At 42.0% G+C, this 17,327-nt stretch carries 13 protein-coding genes; 4 read left to right on the forward strand and 9 right to left on the reverse strand.

Going from position 1 to position 17,327, the window contains the following annotated elements; all coding sequences use genetic code 11:
- Positions 1–225 precede the first annotated feature (225 nt).
- Both murU and FW759_RS09090 read right to left on the reverse strand, forming a co-directional pair.
- On the reverse strand, positions 226–969 hold the full coding sequence (gene murU, locus FW759_RS09085) for an N-acetylmuramate alpha-1-phosphate uridylyltransferase MurU (RefSeq protein WP_443508663.1): 744 nt from the start codon (positions 967–969) through the stop codon (positions 226–228).
- 111 nt (positions 970–1,080) lie between these two features.
- Positions 1,081–2,157: an aminoglycoside phosphotransferase family protein gene (locus FW759_RS09090; protein WP_446442790.1), complete on the reverse strand. Its 1,077-nt coding sequence runs from the start codon at positions 2,155–2,157 to the stop codon at positions 1,081–1,083.
- A gap of 430 nt (positions 2,158–2,587) precedes the next feature.
- Here FW759_RS09090 and lptD point away from each other — a divergent pair, with 430 nt between their 5' ends.
- Positions 2,588–5,578 carry an LPS assembly protein LptD gene (lptD, locus tag FW759_RS09095; protein ID WP_446442791.1) on the forward strand — a complete coding sequence of 997 codons (2,991 nt, stop codon included), beginning with the start codon at positions 2,588–2,590 and terminating at the stop codon, positions 5,576–5,578.
- 173 nt (positions 5,579–5,751) lie between these two features.
- Entirely contained in the window at positions 5,752–7,146 is a 1,395-nt protein-coding gene (locus FW759_RS09100; protein WP_095568860.1) for a peptidylprolyl isomerase, read from the forward strand.
- A 433-nt stretch (positions 7,147–7,579) separates the two neighbouring features.
- Here FW759_RS09100 and FW759_RS09105 read toward each other — a convergent pair whose 3' ends face one another.
- On the reverse strand, positions 7,580–8,713 hold the full coding sequence (locus FW759_RS09105) for an endonuclease/exonuclease/phosphatase family protein (protein WP_443528189.1): 1,134 nt from the start codon (positions 8,711–8,713) through the stop codon (positions 7,580–7,582).
- A gap of 418 nt (positions 8,714–9,131) precedes the next feature.
- Here FW759_RS09105 and asd point away from each other — a divergent pair, with 418 nt between their 5' ends.
- On the forward strand, positions 9,132–10,265 hold the full coding sequence (asd, locus tag FW759_RS09110) for an aspartate-semialdehyde dehydrogenase (protein ID WP_446442792.1): 1,134 nt from the start codon (positions 9,132–9,134) through the stop codon (positions 10,263–10,265).
- 139 nt (positions 10,266–10,404) lie between these two features.
- Here the strand turns inward: asd and FW759_RS09115 are convergent, their stop codons facing one another.
- Entirely contained in the window at positions 10,405–11,052 is a 648-nt protein-coding gene (locus FW759_RS09115) for an SOUL family heme-binding protein (RefSeq protein ID WP_446442793.1), read from the reverse strand.
- A 346-nt stretch (positions 11,053–11,398) separates the two neighbouring features.
- Here FW759_RS09115 and tgt point away from each other — a divergent pair, with 346 nt between their 5' ends.
- Positions 11,399–12,550 carry a tRNA guanosine(34) transglycosylase Tgt gene (gene tgt / locus FW759_RS09120; RefSeq protein WP_095568863.1) on the forward strand — a complete coding sequence of 384 codons (1,152 nt, stop codon included), beginning with the start codon at positions 11,399–11,401 and terminating at the stop codon, positions 12,548–12,550.
- Positions 12,551–12,680: 130 nt separating this feature from the next.
- Here the strand turns inward: tgt and FW759_RS09125 are convergent, their stop codons facing one another.
- The 5 genes from FW759_RS09125 to lpxD all read right to left on the reverse strand — a co-directional run bounded on the left by FW759_RS09125 (position 12,681) and on the right by lpxD (position 17,199).
- Entirely contained in the window at positions 12,681–12,812 is a 132-nt protein-coding gene (locus FW759_RS09125; protein ID WP_021815034.1) for a methionine/alanine import family NSS transporter small subunit, read from the reverse strand.
- 40 nt (positions 12,813–12,852) lie between these two features.
- Positions 12,853–14,370, reverse strand: a complete 1,518-nt coding sequence (locus tag FW759_RS09130; RefSeq protein ID WP_062844120.1) for a sodium-dependent transporter — start codon at positions 14,368–14,370, stop codon at positions 12,853–12,855.
- Between the two features lie 287 nt (positions 14,371–14,657).
- Positions 14,658–15,437, reverse strand: coding sequence for an acyl-ACP--UDP-N-acetylglucosamine O-acyltransferase (lpxA, locus tag FW759_RS09135; RefSeq protein ID WP_095568864.1), 780 nt, complete (start codon positions 15,435–15,437; stop codon positions 14,658–14,660).
- A 183-nt stretch (positions 15,438–15,620) separates the two neighbouring features.
- Positions 15,621–16,130, reverse strand: a complete 510-nt coding sequence (gene fabZ / locus FW759_RS09140) for a 3-hydroxyacyl-ACP dehydratase FabZ (RefSeq protein ID WP_062844118.1) — start codon at positions 16,128–16,130, stop codon at positions 15,621–15,623.
- 52 nt (positions 16,131–16,182) lie between these two features.
- A complete protein-coding gene (gene lpxD, locus FW759_RS09145) occupies positions 16,183–17,199 on the reverse strand; it encodes a UDP-3-O-(3-hydroxymyristoyl)glucosamine N-acyltransferase (RefSeq protein ID WP_446442794.1) in 1,017 nt (338 codons plus the stop codon).
- Between the last annotated feature and the right edge of the window lie 128 nt (positions 17,200–17,327).

A 17,327-nucleotide genomic window follows, 5' to 3' on the forward strand; every position in this document is an offset into this window, starting at 1 on the left:
TTCATGAGCTAATCAGGAGTTTTTATGAAAAAGCTTAGTAAAAAACAGTCACAATGGTTATGGTTTTTTGGTTTATATGTGGCAGGATTTTTGGTTGTTTTTATATTTGCCCAAATAATCAAGTTAGCAATGGGCGTTTGATGCCAATTGCTAAAACCATAAAAAAGCAGCGTCGAGAAATCAACGCTGCTTTTTTTATGGGTCTATTTTTATTTGATAGTGGGTTTATGCGCCCAAATGATTGTCAGCGCCTTTACTGTCAATGAACTCATTTACCTGTGTCAGGCGTTCGGGCGTACCGACATCGATCCAATTATCAGTAATGACTTCAGCAGTGATTTGGAATTTTATCATTGCCTGTCTTAATAAAGGCCCTAATGCTGCTGGCTGTCCTGACACCAAACCATCCATCAATCTGGGAGAGATGACACTGATACCAGCAAATGTATATTTGTCTGCGTCACCAATTGCTTGTTCGCTGGCCAGACCGTTGTTAATTGCAAAATCGCCACCATTATTGTGCTCAGGATTGTCAATCAACAATAAATGCGCTTGTTGGTCAGCACTCAATGCATAATCTCGTAACTGGCCAAAATCATACGTCGTCCAAATGTCAGAATTGACTAAGATAAAGGGCTCATCTCTTAACTGACCTGCTTGCAATGCTTGAAAAATACCACCTGCTGTCTCAAGCGGTTCATCTTCTTCAACGGACCAATGTAGGTTGACGCCATATTGAGAGCCATCGCCCAATGTATCCATTAACTTATCAGCAAGCCATGACGCATTGATAGTAATATCAGTGATGCCTGCTGCATGCAACGCTTTGATATGCCAAACAATAAGCGGCTGCCCACCCACTTCAACCAATGGCTTTGGGGTTTCAAGCGTTAATGGACGTAGGCGTGTCCCCTTACCCGCAGCCAAAATCATTGCTTGGGTAATCTTAGAGGTAGATGACATTGACATGCATATTCCTTTTCATCGTATTATGTAAATTCTTGATCTAAATATTCAGCCACAGCTCATGAGTAGTCTGTATTTATCAGTGTCGATTTATCAATACTTATATTGCCGCACTCATATCGCAGAAAATGTGTCTTGATAAGCAGGCAAGACAACACTTTGTAGCCATTGGTTAAAAGGGATAACGGCTTGCTGAATGTCAGCGTTGCCATGCTTAGCCAACCAGTTTAACTCGGTGATCAAATCACGCATGACTTTAGGAATGTCAGATAGATAGCGATCTTTGCCATCGCGCTCAGACAAGCGGATAAATATTCCCAGCACTTTTAGATGACGCTGCACACCCATGATATTCACATCACTTTCAAACTGCTCAACACTATCTGCTGTGGTGAGCGCTGCTTGCTTTTGTAACTGCCAAAAATCACTAATCCATTCAGATATTTGAGGCTCTGACCACTCAACATAAGCATCTCGTATCAATGACACCAAATCATAAGTATAAGCACCTATGACCGCATCTTGAAAATCGATCACACCCAAGCGTGAGTGATCCGCTTGGTCTTGCATAAGATTGCGACTGTGATAATCACGGTGGACGATAACTTGAGGCTGGCGCAAAATTTGTTTTATCAGTGCCGCTTTTAGATTGTCCCACAATGTTTTATCAAGGGCTACACCAATGTAAGGTATAAACCAATCACTAAATAGATCCATCTCGCGATTTAGTAGTTCCTCATCATAATCTGGCAATTGATGTTGAGCCTTTGCAGTCTCAACCGGAACAGTTTGAAGCGCGACCAATGTCTGCATTGCCAGCTGATAATGCTTATCAATCTGAGCAGGCACTGCACCGACAAGTAAATGGGCAAACTCTACCGCGCCAAAATCTTGTAATACTAAAAAACCTTTTTCTACATCTTGTGCGATGAGCGTGGGTACATTGATCGCTGGGGACATCAATTTGGCAACATTGATGAACTGGTGCATGGCGTCTTGTTCATCAGCAGAATCCATAACAATATAACGCGATGCTGTCGTATCACTGCCCTCTAACAGCTGAAGACGATGATACTGACGCGCGCTAGCATCACCTGGCAAACTGTCAAGATTGAATGTTTTGCCAGCAAATACTTGCTGCAACCAGTGCTCTAAATGCTGAAGGCGATTGTTTGTAATGGTCATAGTCATGTTAGGCTCTAAAATTATTGGATCAGTCATAAAAGGTATTAAAAGTTAAATATGCGTCGTAAACAATTAAAGTAGTGATAAGTCGCACCAATACTTGCTAAAATAGTAACGTCTTGAGCCACAACAGATGCTGTAACAGTCATATTGATATATCATTCAGTATCTAGCGCTGAGCATTCTCTCAGTGACCATTTAAAAAATAGCCAGTCTATACGATAAATTTTGGTAAATAGTGTAGCTGATTTGGTTTTTTTTGACTATGATTAGTCGTCATTATATGTAAAACGTCTAAATTCTTGAGATTACATTACCCATTAGGAATTTAGTAGCTGCTCATTCGCTATCGTATTGTTTGTACCATATAGAATATATCAGCAGTTATTAAACTCAGTATCGCAATCCAATAGGCTCTGCAATCATAGGTGTGCCCTTGTTATATTCTCCGCTTTACCAAAGCATTCGCTTGATTTTATTTGGTGCCCTAGGCTTATCCAGCCTCACTGTCAGTGCTGCGCTGAACGATGTCAATACATCGCAAACAGAGCTACCAATCACTGATAATAGTGCCACTCATAGCCCTGACAACAGTGATTTTGCTGACAGTCGCTTAGATACCACTAATCTAAATGACAACAGTTTAAATAGTAGTGCTTTAAATAACAGCGATTTAAATAGCAATACTTTAGACAGCAATGCTTTGGATATCACTGATATTGAGGAAAACAGTGACTCTCAAATAAATACTGATGTACCAATCAGCGAGACGGCCGTGTCGGATTCTATAACAGACGCGACTCAAGGTGAGACCAGTGAAGAGAGCATCCAAGACAGTCTGATGCGTTTGGCAGAGTTTTATGAGCTGACACCAGATACTGATAGTAGTGCTAAGACACCAGCTTTGGACAGTGCAGATAAAACAGCAAATATTGAAACTGAAACTGACGACAATCAAAATGCTTTGACACTTAACTCACAAACCATTCCAAAGGTGGGTAGAGACTTACGACTGTTACCAAGCTCCATTGATAGCGCTCAACGCTGTGAAGGTCAATGGGTATATCCAAAGGGTAATCCAAACTATCAGCGTGCCGTGAATGAGGCTGGAGCAGCAAATGGTCAACCAGCGCCGAACCTTGATGGTCTTCCAAACAATCAAGCGCCTTTGTTTACAGAGTCAGACTACGGTTACTACAATAACGTCGATTATGCCGAGCTTTCAGGCAACGTTATTGTCAATCAGGGTACGCAGTACATAGAAGCAGAAAAGGTCTTGGTTGATTTAAACACGGGCGTTGCTGCTGCTCAAGGCAAAGTCATGTTTACGGATCAGGCAACTGGACAACAAATGCCATCTAGTGATGCTACGAGTAACTCTCTTAAGACATCGCAGGGCAACTTTGGCAATAAAGCCTCTCAAGGAGGCCTCATCGGTGTTGCAGACAGCTTGGCTTACAACACTGAAACTGGACAATCAACCGCTAATGATGTGGCGTTTGCCAGTGTGGCACTACAAGCACATGGCTATGCTAAGCGTCTAAACAAGCCCAATGAGAGTCAGTACGAATTAGATGAGGTAATGTTTAGCACCTGCCCGCCGACCAATCGTAAATGGCAGTTCGATGCAAAAAGCATTGATTTAGATACAGACACAGGTCGCGGTGAAGCTTACAACACCACTTTCCGTATTGCTGATGTGCCAGTATTTTATCTGCCTTATTTTAACTTTCCAATTGATAGTCGTCGCAGCAGTGGCTTCTTATTGCCAAGCGCGAGTATCGGTAGTGAAAGTGGTGTTGAGCTTGATGTGCCGTATTATTTCAATCTTGCGCCCAACTATGATGCCACGCTTAACACCCACATTTATACTGATCGTAATCCCATGGTCTCAGGTGAATTTCGTTATTTAACCGAAAACTATGGCGAAGGGATTTTCAACGGCTCATACCTACCCAACGATAAAGAATATAATGATGAAGATCGTACCAGCTTCTTCTATGATCATTACTGGACGTCTAAAGACATCCCTCGTTTGAGCGGTGATGCCAAATACAGCTATGTGTCAGATGCTGATTATCTCAACGATTTTGATACGTTGGGTTTATCAGACAGTACCATCAATTTACCACGCCGTGCTCGCGTCAATTATTACAATGACTACGTTGATGGCGAATTAAAAGTAGAAACGTTTCAGACTTTGGATGCTTTTACGGATAGTGGACAGCCATTACAAGACAAAGACAAGCCCTACTCACGATTACCGCAGCTCAAACTCAATTATCGCCTGCCTTGGTTTGAAAATTTCGACATAACAGGTGTACAAGACTCTGCTTACTTTAAAAAGTCGATCGATGATGGTTCTGAGAATGAAAAAAGTGGCGCCCGTATTTATAATAAGCTAAGCGCAGCTTATCCAATAGAAAAATCTTGGGGTTACATTAGACCCAAACTAAGCTTGCAGCATCTTTATACCTCTTATGATGAAGACAGTTTGGCAGACAACGATTTGAGTGAGGAAGACGGTAGTCAATCTGTGTTTGTACCACAGGCTAGTATTGATGCTGGATTGAACTTTTATCAAGCAGGTTCACCGTTTGGCGCTTTTGATGACACCATGGGTGGCTATCGCTTGCTCAGTCCGCGATTGAAATATACGTACTCACCTTATAAAAACCAAAACGAGCTTCCCAACTTTAACACGCGTATTGCTTCTATTAACTACGAGCAGTTATTTTCGGACAGTTGGTTCTTAGGCCATGATCGCTTGCAAGATTTGCATTCGATTACTCCTGGGGTCAATTATCGTTACATCGACGCAACGGGTGTGACACGTTTTGATGGTAGCATAGCGGAACAATTCTATATCGATGATGGACGTGTCACACTTGAAAATGAACAACCCGTCTTTACGTCTTCTTCTTCAGGGATGGTTTGGGATACGAGTACACAGCCCTATAATAATTTTTGGGTGGATGTCAGTGGCGCACTTACCAATGACTATGACTTAAATTACATCACGACTGAACTGCGTTATCAGCCATCGGAAAATAGCTTATTTAACGTCGGTTACGTCAAACGTCAACGTGACGAAAACACGAATCAGCTACCGCTCGCTGCATTTACAGCATCAGCTGTCTTCCCTATCAATAATAGCTGGCGAATATTGGCTCAGGGTCAATACGATCATAATCGTGATAAGATGCTTGATTCGTTAGTAGGTGTTGACTATGAGGATTGTTGTTTTGGTTTTGCGGTTTATGGTCGTCGTTACTATAATGACCTAAATGTTAAAGACAAACCAACGCAAGCGATTATGGCAGAGATCAGATTAAATGGGCTTGGCAGTGGCAGCAGCCGCTTGACACGCTTACTGTCTGATAAGGTTTTGGGCTTTGAACCTGTCCAAACTGCATGGAAAGACTGATAAATTATTCTTTGTCAGGTTAAAAGATCGTTTGTATAAATATTCATAAAGCATTTTGTATTACCCAGTCTGCAACCCTATTATGGACTATCCTATCTGATACTTATCTATTGAGAGTATCAGATAGCGTTAACCGACTACCATCCGATGTGATGACATTGATGAGGAGCATCATGAGAGTTTTTTCTTTACGTCAGACCAGCCGCGCTGTATTGCTGTCTATGAGTGCCAGTCTTGCACTGACATTGAGTGCCCACGCTGCCACCGTCAAGCCTCCTGTAGGGCAAACAGCGAGCACTGCTGAGCAAAACAGTAGCAATCGTTTGACTCCAGGCAATAGCACAGATGGCATTATTGCTTTGGTCAATGAAAATGCGATTTTAAAAAGTGAATTGGTTGACGCTATCGTGCAAACCCAAGCACGCGCTCAAGCTGCTGGAGAAAACCTTCCAAATTCGGCACAGTTGCAGTCGGACGTGCTAAACGCTCTTATCTTGCGCGAATTGCAATTGTCTATGATTAAGCGTGTTGGCTTGAATCCTGATGAATCAGCCATCAATCAGCGCCTTGGTCAAATCGCACAATCAGAAGGTCTAAATAGTCTATCAGAATTGCAGCAAAGTTTAGACGCAGCAAGACCTGGTAGCTATGCTGCCCTGCGTGCACAATTGATTGAAGAAGCTTCTATTCAGGCTTTACAACAACGTCAAATCAGCAGTCGTGTTCGTATTAGCGAACAAGACATTGATGCGTTTTTGGCCTCACCTGAAGCCAAGCGTTTGAATCAAAGCGAGTATCAAACGATTCATGTACGCGTGCCTTATATAGATGATTATAGCCGCCTATCAGAAGCTCAACGCGGAGAGGCGCTAAAAGTCGCAGAGGACTTACGCACTCGTTTACTTGCACCAAACGTTAATGTTGCTGAGGCCGTTGCTGCTACTCAAGGCAGTTATCCTATCCCGTTACAAGGCGGCGATATGGGCTTTCATAAAGCTGCTTCATTACCCACAGAGTTATCAACTGAAATTACCAAACTGGAAGTTGGCGCTGTCAGTGCACCATTAGTGACGCCTGAAGGTATTGACATCATTAAGCTTGCTGACAAAAAAGAAAGCGATAAGATGCTCATACCGCAGTGGCATACTCGTCATATCTTAGTCAAAGTTGATGAACTACAGACAGACGCACTTGCTGAACAAAAGATCAATGATCTATATGGTCAATTACGTAGTGGTGCTGACTTCGCTGACCTAGCCTCTACTTATTCAGATGATCCAGGCTCAGCTGGTCGTGGCGGTGATCTTGATTGGGTAAGTGCAGAAGATATGGTCGGTCCATTTGAGGCTGTGATGAAAAACACGACTGTCGGTGATTATTCAGCGCCATTCAAGACTCAGTTTGGCTGGCATATCTTAAAAGTAGAAGGTAAGCGCGAGCAAGACGTGAGTACGCAATATCGTCGCAACATGGCACGCCAAGCTCTTTATCAACGTTTGGCACCACAAGCCAAAGAAGATTGGCTACAAGAGCTGCGTGCAGGTGCTTATATCCAGATACTTGGTTAGTCGATAGACAAATCCATGATACTTGATTAAAAAATAATTGATTAAAAAAAGGATACTTGTCGATGCAAGTATCCTTTTTTTGTACGCTAATCATTGTAAGTGAAGCACTGTCTACAAACTAAAGCCATTACACAAAGAATAGCCCCGAACCTAGGGCGATTGGTTCGGGGCTATGACGCTTCATATTGTTATTATTATCTACTCCATTTTGACTTATCCTAAGTCACAAACAGTACACTAAAAGAACAGCGGGCTGGTCTGAACGTTTAGGGTACTGTCTCAACAATGCATCCTTGCATGTCCTTTTGTTGATGGTTTTATTGTAGTGCAATCACTATAAGGCCACTAGAGGCTAAAGACCTTATTTAACGTAAGCATATGCTTACATTTTTATGATGAACTTTATCTTCATTTCGCTCACTGCATTTATCACTTATAAAGCTGGACTTACATGCTCTTCTATATTCTCATTTGAGATTTTTTTACCTTCTTTTTTGCCTTCTTCTATTTTATGGTCAGTTTCTTTAATATCATCTGCTTCCGCAGTAGGCGCATTTTGCTTTTGCTTTTGCTCTTTTTCTGGCTCATATTGTAGTGTGGTCATCACAGGAAAGTGATCGGAGCCAACCGAGGGCAGACGCCTAATATCCACCACCGTAAAGCAAGCACTATGGAAAAGATGATCCAATGCCCAACGTAAAAACGGATACTTGACATGAAAGGTATTGATAAAGTGTCGTCCGATACGTGGGTCCAATAAGCCTGAGATGCGCTGAAAGCGTCTGGTCGTCTTTGACCATGCAACGTCATTGAGATCACCTGCCAATATCGCGGTTTGCTCATTTTCTTTTATATGCTTGCCAACCATTAACAGCTCAGCATCACGAGTGGTCGACTTATCCGCCTCTGTCGGACTTGGCGGCATAGGGTGTAAGCAATATAGCCAGATCACGCGGCCATTATGAAGCCGCAGCTGCGTGTGTATAGAAGGTATGTCATCAATCATCAAATATTTGACTTCAGGGTCAATCAATTCAAGTTTAGAATATAGATGCATACCATACAAATTATCCAAAGGTACTTTCACGGTATAAGGATAATCTGCTTCGACTTGATGCAGGGCTTGCTCCCATTTTTTATCACTTTCTAAAGTAATAAGAATGTCAGGCTGCTTTTGCTTAACGAGATCAACCAGCTTTTGCGTTTCATCATTTGGTGTCAGTACATTTGAAACCATGATTTTAAGATGATGTGAGGTTCCCTCTGCATCACTTTTTGCATGTTCAACTTCTTTTTTCCACAGTTTGGTATAAGGCAATACCATTCTAAACTGGAATGCTAAAGTGACACATAAAGCTGCAAACAATACCCATTGCCCTAGTTGCCACTCTGACCAAAATGCGATCATACCAATCCAAGCGATAACGCCAAGCACCATAATCTGTATGCGTGGAAAATCCACACCGCGCACCCACCAATTATCGAGCGGTATCCAACCCCAAACTGTTATGAATGCGATGAATCCTGCTAACCACTGTACGCCATAATATAATAGTGAGAGATCCATAATGTGTATTAACCGTTGATTAAAATAATAGGTGAGCCAATAATGATAGTCATTATTCGCTCACTGACAAGCGCTTTTCTGTTCTTAATTGAACCAGCATTAGGGTTTACTTTATCATCTCACAAGATTAACGCCTACTCATTGCGTATTAATTATACGACAACGGTCAGAAAATATAAAAATCATGTCTGCCTTACTCGATATCCCGTAAGCTAATTTATAAGGATTTTTCATATGATAAAAGGGACAAGAAGAGCAGATATCGGTATGGCGTTAATAACTTAAAGTTATAACAAACACAGTTAATAGTGCATGAAAAACACGTAAAAATCGTCAAAACGCCTTGCTTTTTGTGACCATTCACGGCATTGTTATCGGCTGGTAATGCAATAATTAATTGTAAATAGGATTAAATTTCATGGGTAATTTGACAGTAGGCTTGGTAGGCTGGCGCGGTATGGTTGGGTCAGTATTGATACAACGTATGATTGAAGAAAAAGACTTCTACGGTATTACGCCTGTGTTTTTTTCAACCAGCAATGCCGGTGGTGATGCACCAAAATTTGATGGTATTCAAACTGGCCAATTAAAAGACGCTCATGATATTGATGCACTAGCTGCCTGTGATGTGGTTATTACGTGTCAAGGTGGAGATTACACCTCAAAAGTTCATCAACCATTACGAGACAGCGGTTGGAGTGGCTACTGGATTGATGCAGCAAGTACGTTACGCATGGAAAACGATAGCATCATCATCCTTGATCCTGTCAATCGCACCGTGATCGATGATGCGTTGACTGAAGGCAAAAAAGACTTTATCGGTGGTAACTGTACCGTATCCTTGATGCTAATGGCAATCGGTGAGCTGTTCAATAGAGGCTGGGTAGAATGGGTCAGTGCAATGACTTACCAAGCGGCAAGCGGCTCTGGTGCAAATAACATGCGTGAGCTGATCAGTGGCATGGGTGTGTTGCATGATGCCGTCAAGGACGAGTTGGCTGATCCTGCTAGTGCCATCTTAGATATAGATAAAAAAATCGCTCAAACTCAGCGCTCAGACAGCTTTCCTAAGCAATACTTCGGGGTTCCATTGGCAGGCAGCTTGATCCCTTATATTGATGCACAGTTAGAAAACAAACAGTCGCGTGAAGAATGGAAAGGCGGTGTTGAAACCAATAAGATCCTTGGCAACTCAGACGACAATACCATTCCTATCGATGGTATGTGTGTGCGTATTGGCGCGATGCGCTGTCATGCTCAAGGCCTGACCATTAAGTTGAAAAAAGATATTCCCTTAGAAGAGATTGAGGCCGCCTTAAAAAATAGCGGTAACGAATGGCTAGATTTGGTTGAAGATGACAAAGAAGCGACCATAAACCGTTTAACACCTGTAGCAGTGACAGGTACCTTGACCGTTGCCTTAGGTCGTCTGCGTAAACTAAACATGGGACCTGAATACCTAGGTGCCTTCACGGTTGGTGACCAATTATTATGGGGCGCCGCTGAACCGTTACGCCGTATGCTTAATATTATTCGTGAACAAAATAGCTAATCTTATGGCATTTAAGTTTTATACGAAAAAAGACAGCGGTGGCTGTCTTTTTTTATGTCGCCTATCTCAGTTAAAACTATCGAAAAAGAGTCAATTATGTATACATAAATTTAGCAAATACCAAAAATACTAACGTGTACTATTTGGGCTGATAAGCCATCATCACTTCATTGCGGCGCATGAAAGGCAATGTCCAAGGTGGGTTATAGCGTGCCAACTCCGGTGTCCCTGTTATCACTAGCTTTTGAGTTTGCATCCAAGATTTTAAGGTTTCTGTTTTTTTCGCTACTTTTTTGCTACCTGCCAACCCTGAAAACTTAATCACACCGTATGTCTGAGCTGGCACTTGTACAATTTTGACGTCTGGATTGTTCGGCTTTGGCAATGTTTGCATTGTATATTGGCTAGGCATTGTGAATTGTACACGCCACTTCCCATTATTTTGTTGCATACTAACTGGCGCAGTCATGGCAATTTTTCGTGATGCTTGCCCATTTAGATTGTCGGACTGCATCGTAACAGGTGCTGTCATGCTTATTTTACTGCTCTCTCCACTTGGTGCTGTATTATTACCAAAAATGTAATCTGCCAGAATTTTAAAGCCTTGACGACTGGCAGTATCTTGGTCACCACTCACCCATGTCTGAGCCACAAGCTGCTCATCATAACGACGCAACTCAAAATCCTCCACTTGTGACAACACCGTATAGCTTGGCTCTTCAATAGCCATAGTCTCTCCTGATATCAATAATAAACCGCTCAGCAATAAGTAAGGTGCCCTATTCATATTATGTCTCCAGCGTACAGCAGTACATTTTAACGATTGTTAACCCCTCACCCATTTTTTACTTTACCAACGACTCTATAGTAGTGTCTGTATCTTTTGGTTATAGCGAAGCTATAGCTACGACTAAAGTACAGTAGATATCTAATACTACGATGCATCATTTTAGGAAATTTGTGACTTTCGGCATCTATGCAAACAGCGTTTATTAAATTTTACTATAGTTCCACCTTGTTTTCTGTCAACCTGACCGTCAGTATCTCGCATACCCCTAAATATCCATGTCCAAAAAAATAGCCAGTAGTGCTATAATTGGCGCTATTTTCATAGCTTAGATAGCGGTTATCATATGCAATTTGTCTTACACAAAACGGCCAGCGGCGAAACGCGTGCACGCCGTGGTACGGTTCATCTCAATCATGGCGACGTGCAAACGCCTGCTTTTATGCCTGTTGGTACTTATGGTACGGTCAAAGGCATGCTGCCACGTGATATCGAAGCGATTGGCGCCGATATCATTTTAGGTAATACCTTTCATTTATGGTTGCGTCCAGGCACGGAAGTGATCGACAAATTTGGCGGTCTTCACAAGTTTATGCATTGGGATAAGCCTATTTTGACAGATTCAGGCGGTTTCCAAGTATTTAGTCTTGGCGCAATGCGCAAAATCACTGAAGAAGGGGTCAATTTTAAATCCCCTATCGATGGTGCCAAGGTATTTCTCTCTCCAGAAAAATCTATGCAAATTCAGTACAGCTTAAACTCTGATATTGTGATGCAATTTGACGAGTGTACGCCATATCCAGCCACTCACGATGAAGCCAAAAAATCTCTAGAGCTATCACTACGCTGGGGACAGCGCTGTATTGATGAGCATAAAAGACTGGGCAGTACTAACGCACTATTTGGTATCGTCCAAGGCAGTATGTATCCTGATTTGCGTCAGCAATCACTTGAAGGGCTGCTCGATATTGGCTTTGATGGTTATGCCATCGGTGGTTTGTCCGTTGGTGAGCCTAAAGAGGAGATGATAGATGTCCTAGATTATCTTCCTGATGATATGCCAGCAGATAAGCCGCGTTATCTGATGGGTGTTGGTAAGCCTGAAGATTTGGTTGAAGGCGTACGTCGAGGCGTCGATATGTTTGATTGTGTCATGCCAACTCGTAATGCGCGTAATGGTCACTATTTTGTCACAGGCGACACGGACAACGCGGGCGTCGTACGTATTCGTAACAGCCAATACCGTAACGACGAAGGCCCATTAGACCCTGAATGTGATTGTTATACCTGCCAGAACTTTAGCCGCGCTTATCTTTACCACCTGAATAAATGTAAAGAGATGCTTGGTGCACAGTTAGCGACTATTCACAATTTGCGCTACTATCAACGCCTAATGCAAGGTATTAGAGACGCCATCGAACAAGATAACTTTGATACATTCGTCAGTGAGTTTTATAGCAAACGTGGTCAAACCGTTCCTGAATTAAACCTTCGTTGATATGAATAGAGCTACATAACTGCTTAATTTAGACTATTTAATAAGAAAAATGCCAGTCAGCTTTCACTGATTGGCATTTTTTATAATATGCAAAACCTTAAAGACATCAAAGTCTTTAGTAGACTAAACTTTAAAAGTTATCATCTGGTACTTGATCCATTGGAATATCAGGATTGTTGCGCAGGTGTATGATGGCAGAAATCAAGCCACCCCATATCAGTACCATTGAGATAATCATAAAAATAATAGCTGAAGTGCTCATAATAAATTCCTATTGAAATGTTAATCTATCTGCTAACTATCTAGCGCGCGTCATCAATGGCACGAGCTTTATCATCTTCTTCATCATGGATACCTTTCATACGACTTAATATGAAGGCACCTAGGCCAAAGAATACGACTACGCCCCAACCAAACAGCAATAGAATCGTTGAAGAGTAACCTTCATAAGGTGTTTTGACTAAGTCAATAAACTTGAGACCTAAAGCAATAGTCAGTACAGCTGGAGTAATAATGGTCAACATAAATATCCAAGCGCCGCCTAACTTGACACTAGAAATACGGTTGCTATGTGCCAATAAACCTGGAATTTTCTTACGGTGAAACCAAGTGACTAAAACAATTGACATCAAACCACCAGCAACGATACCAATGTTATTTGCAAAATGATCTATCACATCTACTAGCACTAGTGAGCTACCTGTAGAGAAAGCAGAAATAGATATCAGTGCACATGCTCCGCATATGATAGCAACTGCTTTTTTGCGTGACCAATCAAACTTACCTTGAAAAGCAGAGATAGGTACTTCAAGAATACTGATTAATGAGCTAATACCCGCCACTACTAAAGAGCCAAAGAATAAGAAACCAACAAAATCACCACTGGCACCCATAGTAGAGATGATTTTAGGGAAGACGAAGAATGCCAATCCAACACCGCCACTAGCCACTTCAGACACGTCTTGACCTGTCGACATCGCCATAAAACCAATTGCAGCAAAAATACCAATACCCGCCATGAGCTCAAATGAAGAGTTAGCAAAACCAACCACTAGCCCTGCACCTGTTAGGTTTGTGTTTTTCTGTAGGTATGAGGCGTAAGTGACCATGATACCAAAACCTACTGATAATGAGAAAAACACATGACCATAAGCTGCTAACCAAACATTAGGATCACTCATTCTCGCCCAATTTGGCTCAAAGAAGGCATTTAAACCAATGACCGCACCTGGCAGAGTAATTGCCTTAAATACCATAACACCAAATAATACCAGTAATAATGGCAAACAAATTTTGTTCGCAAGTTCAACACCCTTACGAATGCCACCAAACATAATCAATATGGCTAAAGCCCAAACAATGACTAAGCCTACAAACATTTGGGGTACAAATACTGAGGTTAAGTCGCCAGTATGCTTGACAAAGTCACTGACGAAAAAGTTTGTGGTATCTTCACCCCACTTTTGGCCAAACGAGAAAAACATATAACTGCCAGCCCATACAATGACAGCTGCGTAATAAACCGCAATCACAAAAGAGACCAGCGTTTGCCACCAGCCCACAAACTGACCAGAAGGCGCCAGTTTCTTATAAGCACGAGGTGCTGCAGCGCGATACTTATGTCCTATAATATAATCTAAAAATAACAATGGAATACCTGCGGTTAATAACGCAATGAGGTATGGCACCATAAATGCCCCACCACCATTATCATAAGCAACATATGGAAAACGCCATATGTTACCTAATCCCACAGCTGAACCGACAGCGGCTATAATAAATCCAGTTCGACTGGACCAATTTTCCCTTTGCTCTGCCATATGACACTCCTAAAATTTAATAGTAATTCCCTTTAAGTTATCAAACTCAGCTAAAGACAGATACTTAAAGAGACTACACAAGCTATTGGTTAAAATACGTTACTAGAATCTAACTGTATATGATTAGGAAGTTTCTGCTAAGCGACTAAAAAAGTCAAGTAATTATAAACATAAAAAGCCATAACGTTTGGTTATGGCTTTTTGATATTTTAGCTGCGATTGATAATATTTTGGCTGATTAGAACCGTAATACGCTCTAGATTTCTGAATAAAAAGCCATCACCTGTTTAACGTACGACACCGCGGCGGCTTTTTTCTAATGAGTTGATCAGTAATTGAATTTTTGGCTCTTTTGGTAGTAGTTCGTTGCTCAAAACTTCAAGTGCTTGAACGGTTGTCAAGCCTGATCTAAAGATTGTGCGGTATGCTTGACGCAACACGTCGATGGTATCCTGTGACCAATCTTTACGACGCATTCCTTCGACATTAAGACCGTGTGCTTTTGCAGGATTCCCTGATACCATTGTAAAGGCTGCAACATCTTTCAGAATCAAACTGGCGCCCCCAATCAAGCTATAATCATCAACCGTACAGAACTGATGAATACCTGAATTACCACCAATAATGGTATGGTCGCCAATGGTCACATGCCCTGCCACCCCAACGTTATTAGCCAGCACATTATGATCGCCAATCACACAGTCGTGAGCCACGTGCGTATTTACCATCAACAGATTATGACTGCCGATTTTGGTAAGCTCACTGTCTTGCGCTGTACCACGGTGTAAGCTACAAGCCTCGCGAATAGTATTGTGATCGCCAATCTCAAGCCATGTGCGCTCACCTGCATATTTCAGGTCTTGTGGGTCTTCACCAATACTTGCAAATTGATAAAACTGATTGTGCTGGCCAATACGAGTTAGCTTGGTCACAACCACATGCCGATGCAAAACTGTATGGGCACCAATCGTTACCTCATCACCGACGATACAATACGGACCAATGATAGCAGTCTCATCGATTTGAGCGGATGGTGAGATGAGTGCTGTTGGATGAATCTGACTCATAATGTGGCCCTTTGTATCATTTTATGCGAATAAATAGTAAAGCGAATATAACAAGTCTGGCTTGGTGCGCCAAAACAAAAGTATCATGACTATAAAACATCATAGTAAATAACGATGCCTATTATCTATTTTGATGTGGTTTTTTAGACACTGTTGCCAATTGTAGATAGATAGCAATAAGTGCTATTGCTCTTGACGTGCAATCATTATCTGCGCGCTAGCCGCCAGCTCATCTTCAACATGAACGGTACAATCGAACTTATAAATACCACGCTTTTGCATCACTGATGTGGCACGAATGGTCAGCTGATCACCAGGGATCACTCGACGTTTAAAACGAACCTTATCCACGCCTGCAAACAGATACAAATACCCATCTTCTGATGTCAGCCCTGCACTGATAAATCCAAGCACGCCCGATACCTGAGCCATCGACTCAACCATCAATACTCCTGGCATAATTGGCTCATCAGGGAAGTGGCCATTAAAAAACTCTTCGTTGATCGTCACATTCTTAATACCAGTAATGCTTTCTCCAGGGGTACAATCAATAATTCTGTCCACCAATAAAAAAGGATAACGATGCGGCAAGTAATGCTTTAGAGTGTGATAAGTTAATGGCAGCGTGAGACCTTGCTCAGCCAAACTTTTCACATTATTATCAATTGAACTATCTGTATCAGTGCTGCTCATAATGGCATTTCCTTGCAGTGTTTTAAATCTTTAAGACATATTTGTGTTTTTGCTAATCACGACCAAGCTTGCGGAAACGTACTGCGGCACGTCGCCACTCAGCCGTCGGCATTGCGACCGTTCCAGAAGAATATGAACCGGACTTTTTAATCGATTTGGTGACCATTGTCATGCCAGATAAAATAACATCATCTACAATCTCAATATGACCAGTAATACCAACATCCCCACCAATAATACAACGTTTGCCTATAATAACACTGCCAGCAATACCCGTTTTGGCAGCGATAGCGGTACCATCCCCAATACGAACGTTATGACCAACTTGCACCAAATTATCGATAACCACATAACTGCCAACGATTGTATCGTCGATAGCTCCGCGGTCGATACAAGTTTGGCTACCAATACGCACATGGTCGCCAATTACTACTCGCCCTAGCTGAGCGATACGTTCCCAGCCCGTAGTACTAGGATCTCTAGTAGGTGCAAAGCCAAACCCTTCGGATCCGATACTTGCGTTCGCGTGTATCCTTACATGATTTCCAATAATGCTATCGTGCCCAATGACCACGTGAGACTTAATAACACAATTGTGACCGATCTCAGTATTGGCTTCAACCACCACATGAGCATCAATTGAGCTGTGTGCACCAATGTGTACATTGTCGCCAATCACGCAAAAAGCGCCAATATTGACTTGCTCACCAATCACTGCACTTTCAGAAATCACCGCACTCGGGTGAATACCGTTAAACAGTGACTCACGAGCAAATAGCTGACTGGCACCAGCATAGGCTAAATATGGATTCGCCACGACCAGCGCTACTGCTGTCTGTGGCACTTGGTCAAAATATTCGGCAGTAATTAATACTGCACCGGCTTGACTACTCGCTAAACTCGAAATGTAGTTAGGATCTGCTAAAAAACTCAATTGTCTATGAGTTGCAGTGGTTAAACTACCAACACTATCAAATTCTTGATGTAATTGCTCAGCATCAATGTCAGCTTTATTAATAATAGGCTGACGCTGCTCAATTCGAGTGATAAGTTGCTCAATCGTTATCATAGTTGCTATTAATATTATTATGAATATGGCAATCGCCAAGCTGAAAAATCATCTTGGCGATCTATTTATATTTAACTGAGGCTTCGCTCTTTTAAATTTTCTATATTGTTTATCAAACCAGCATAGAC

The organism is Psychrobacter sp. 1176_08, from assembly GCF_052850615.1.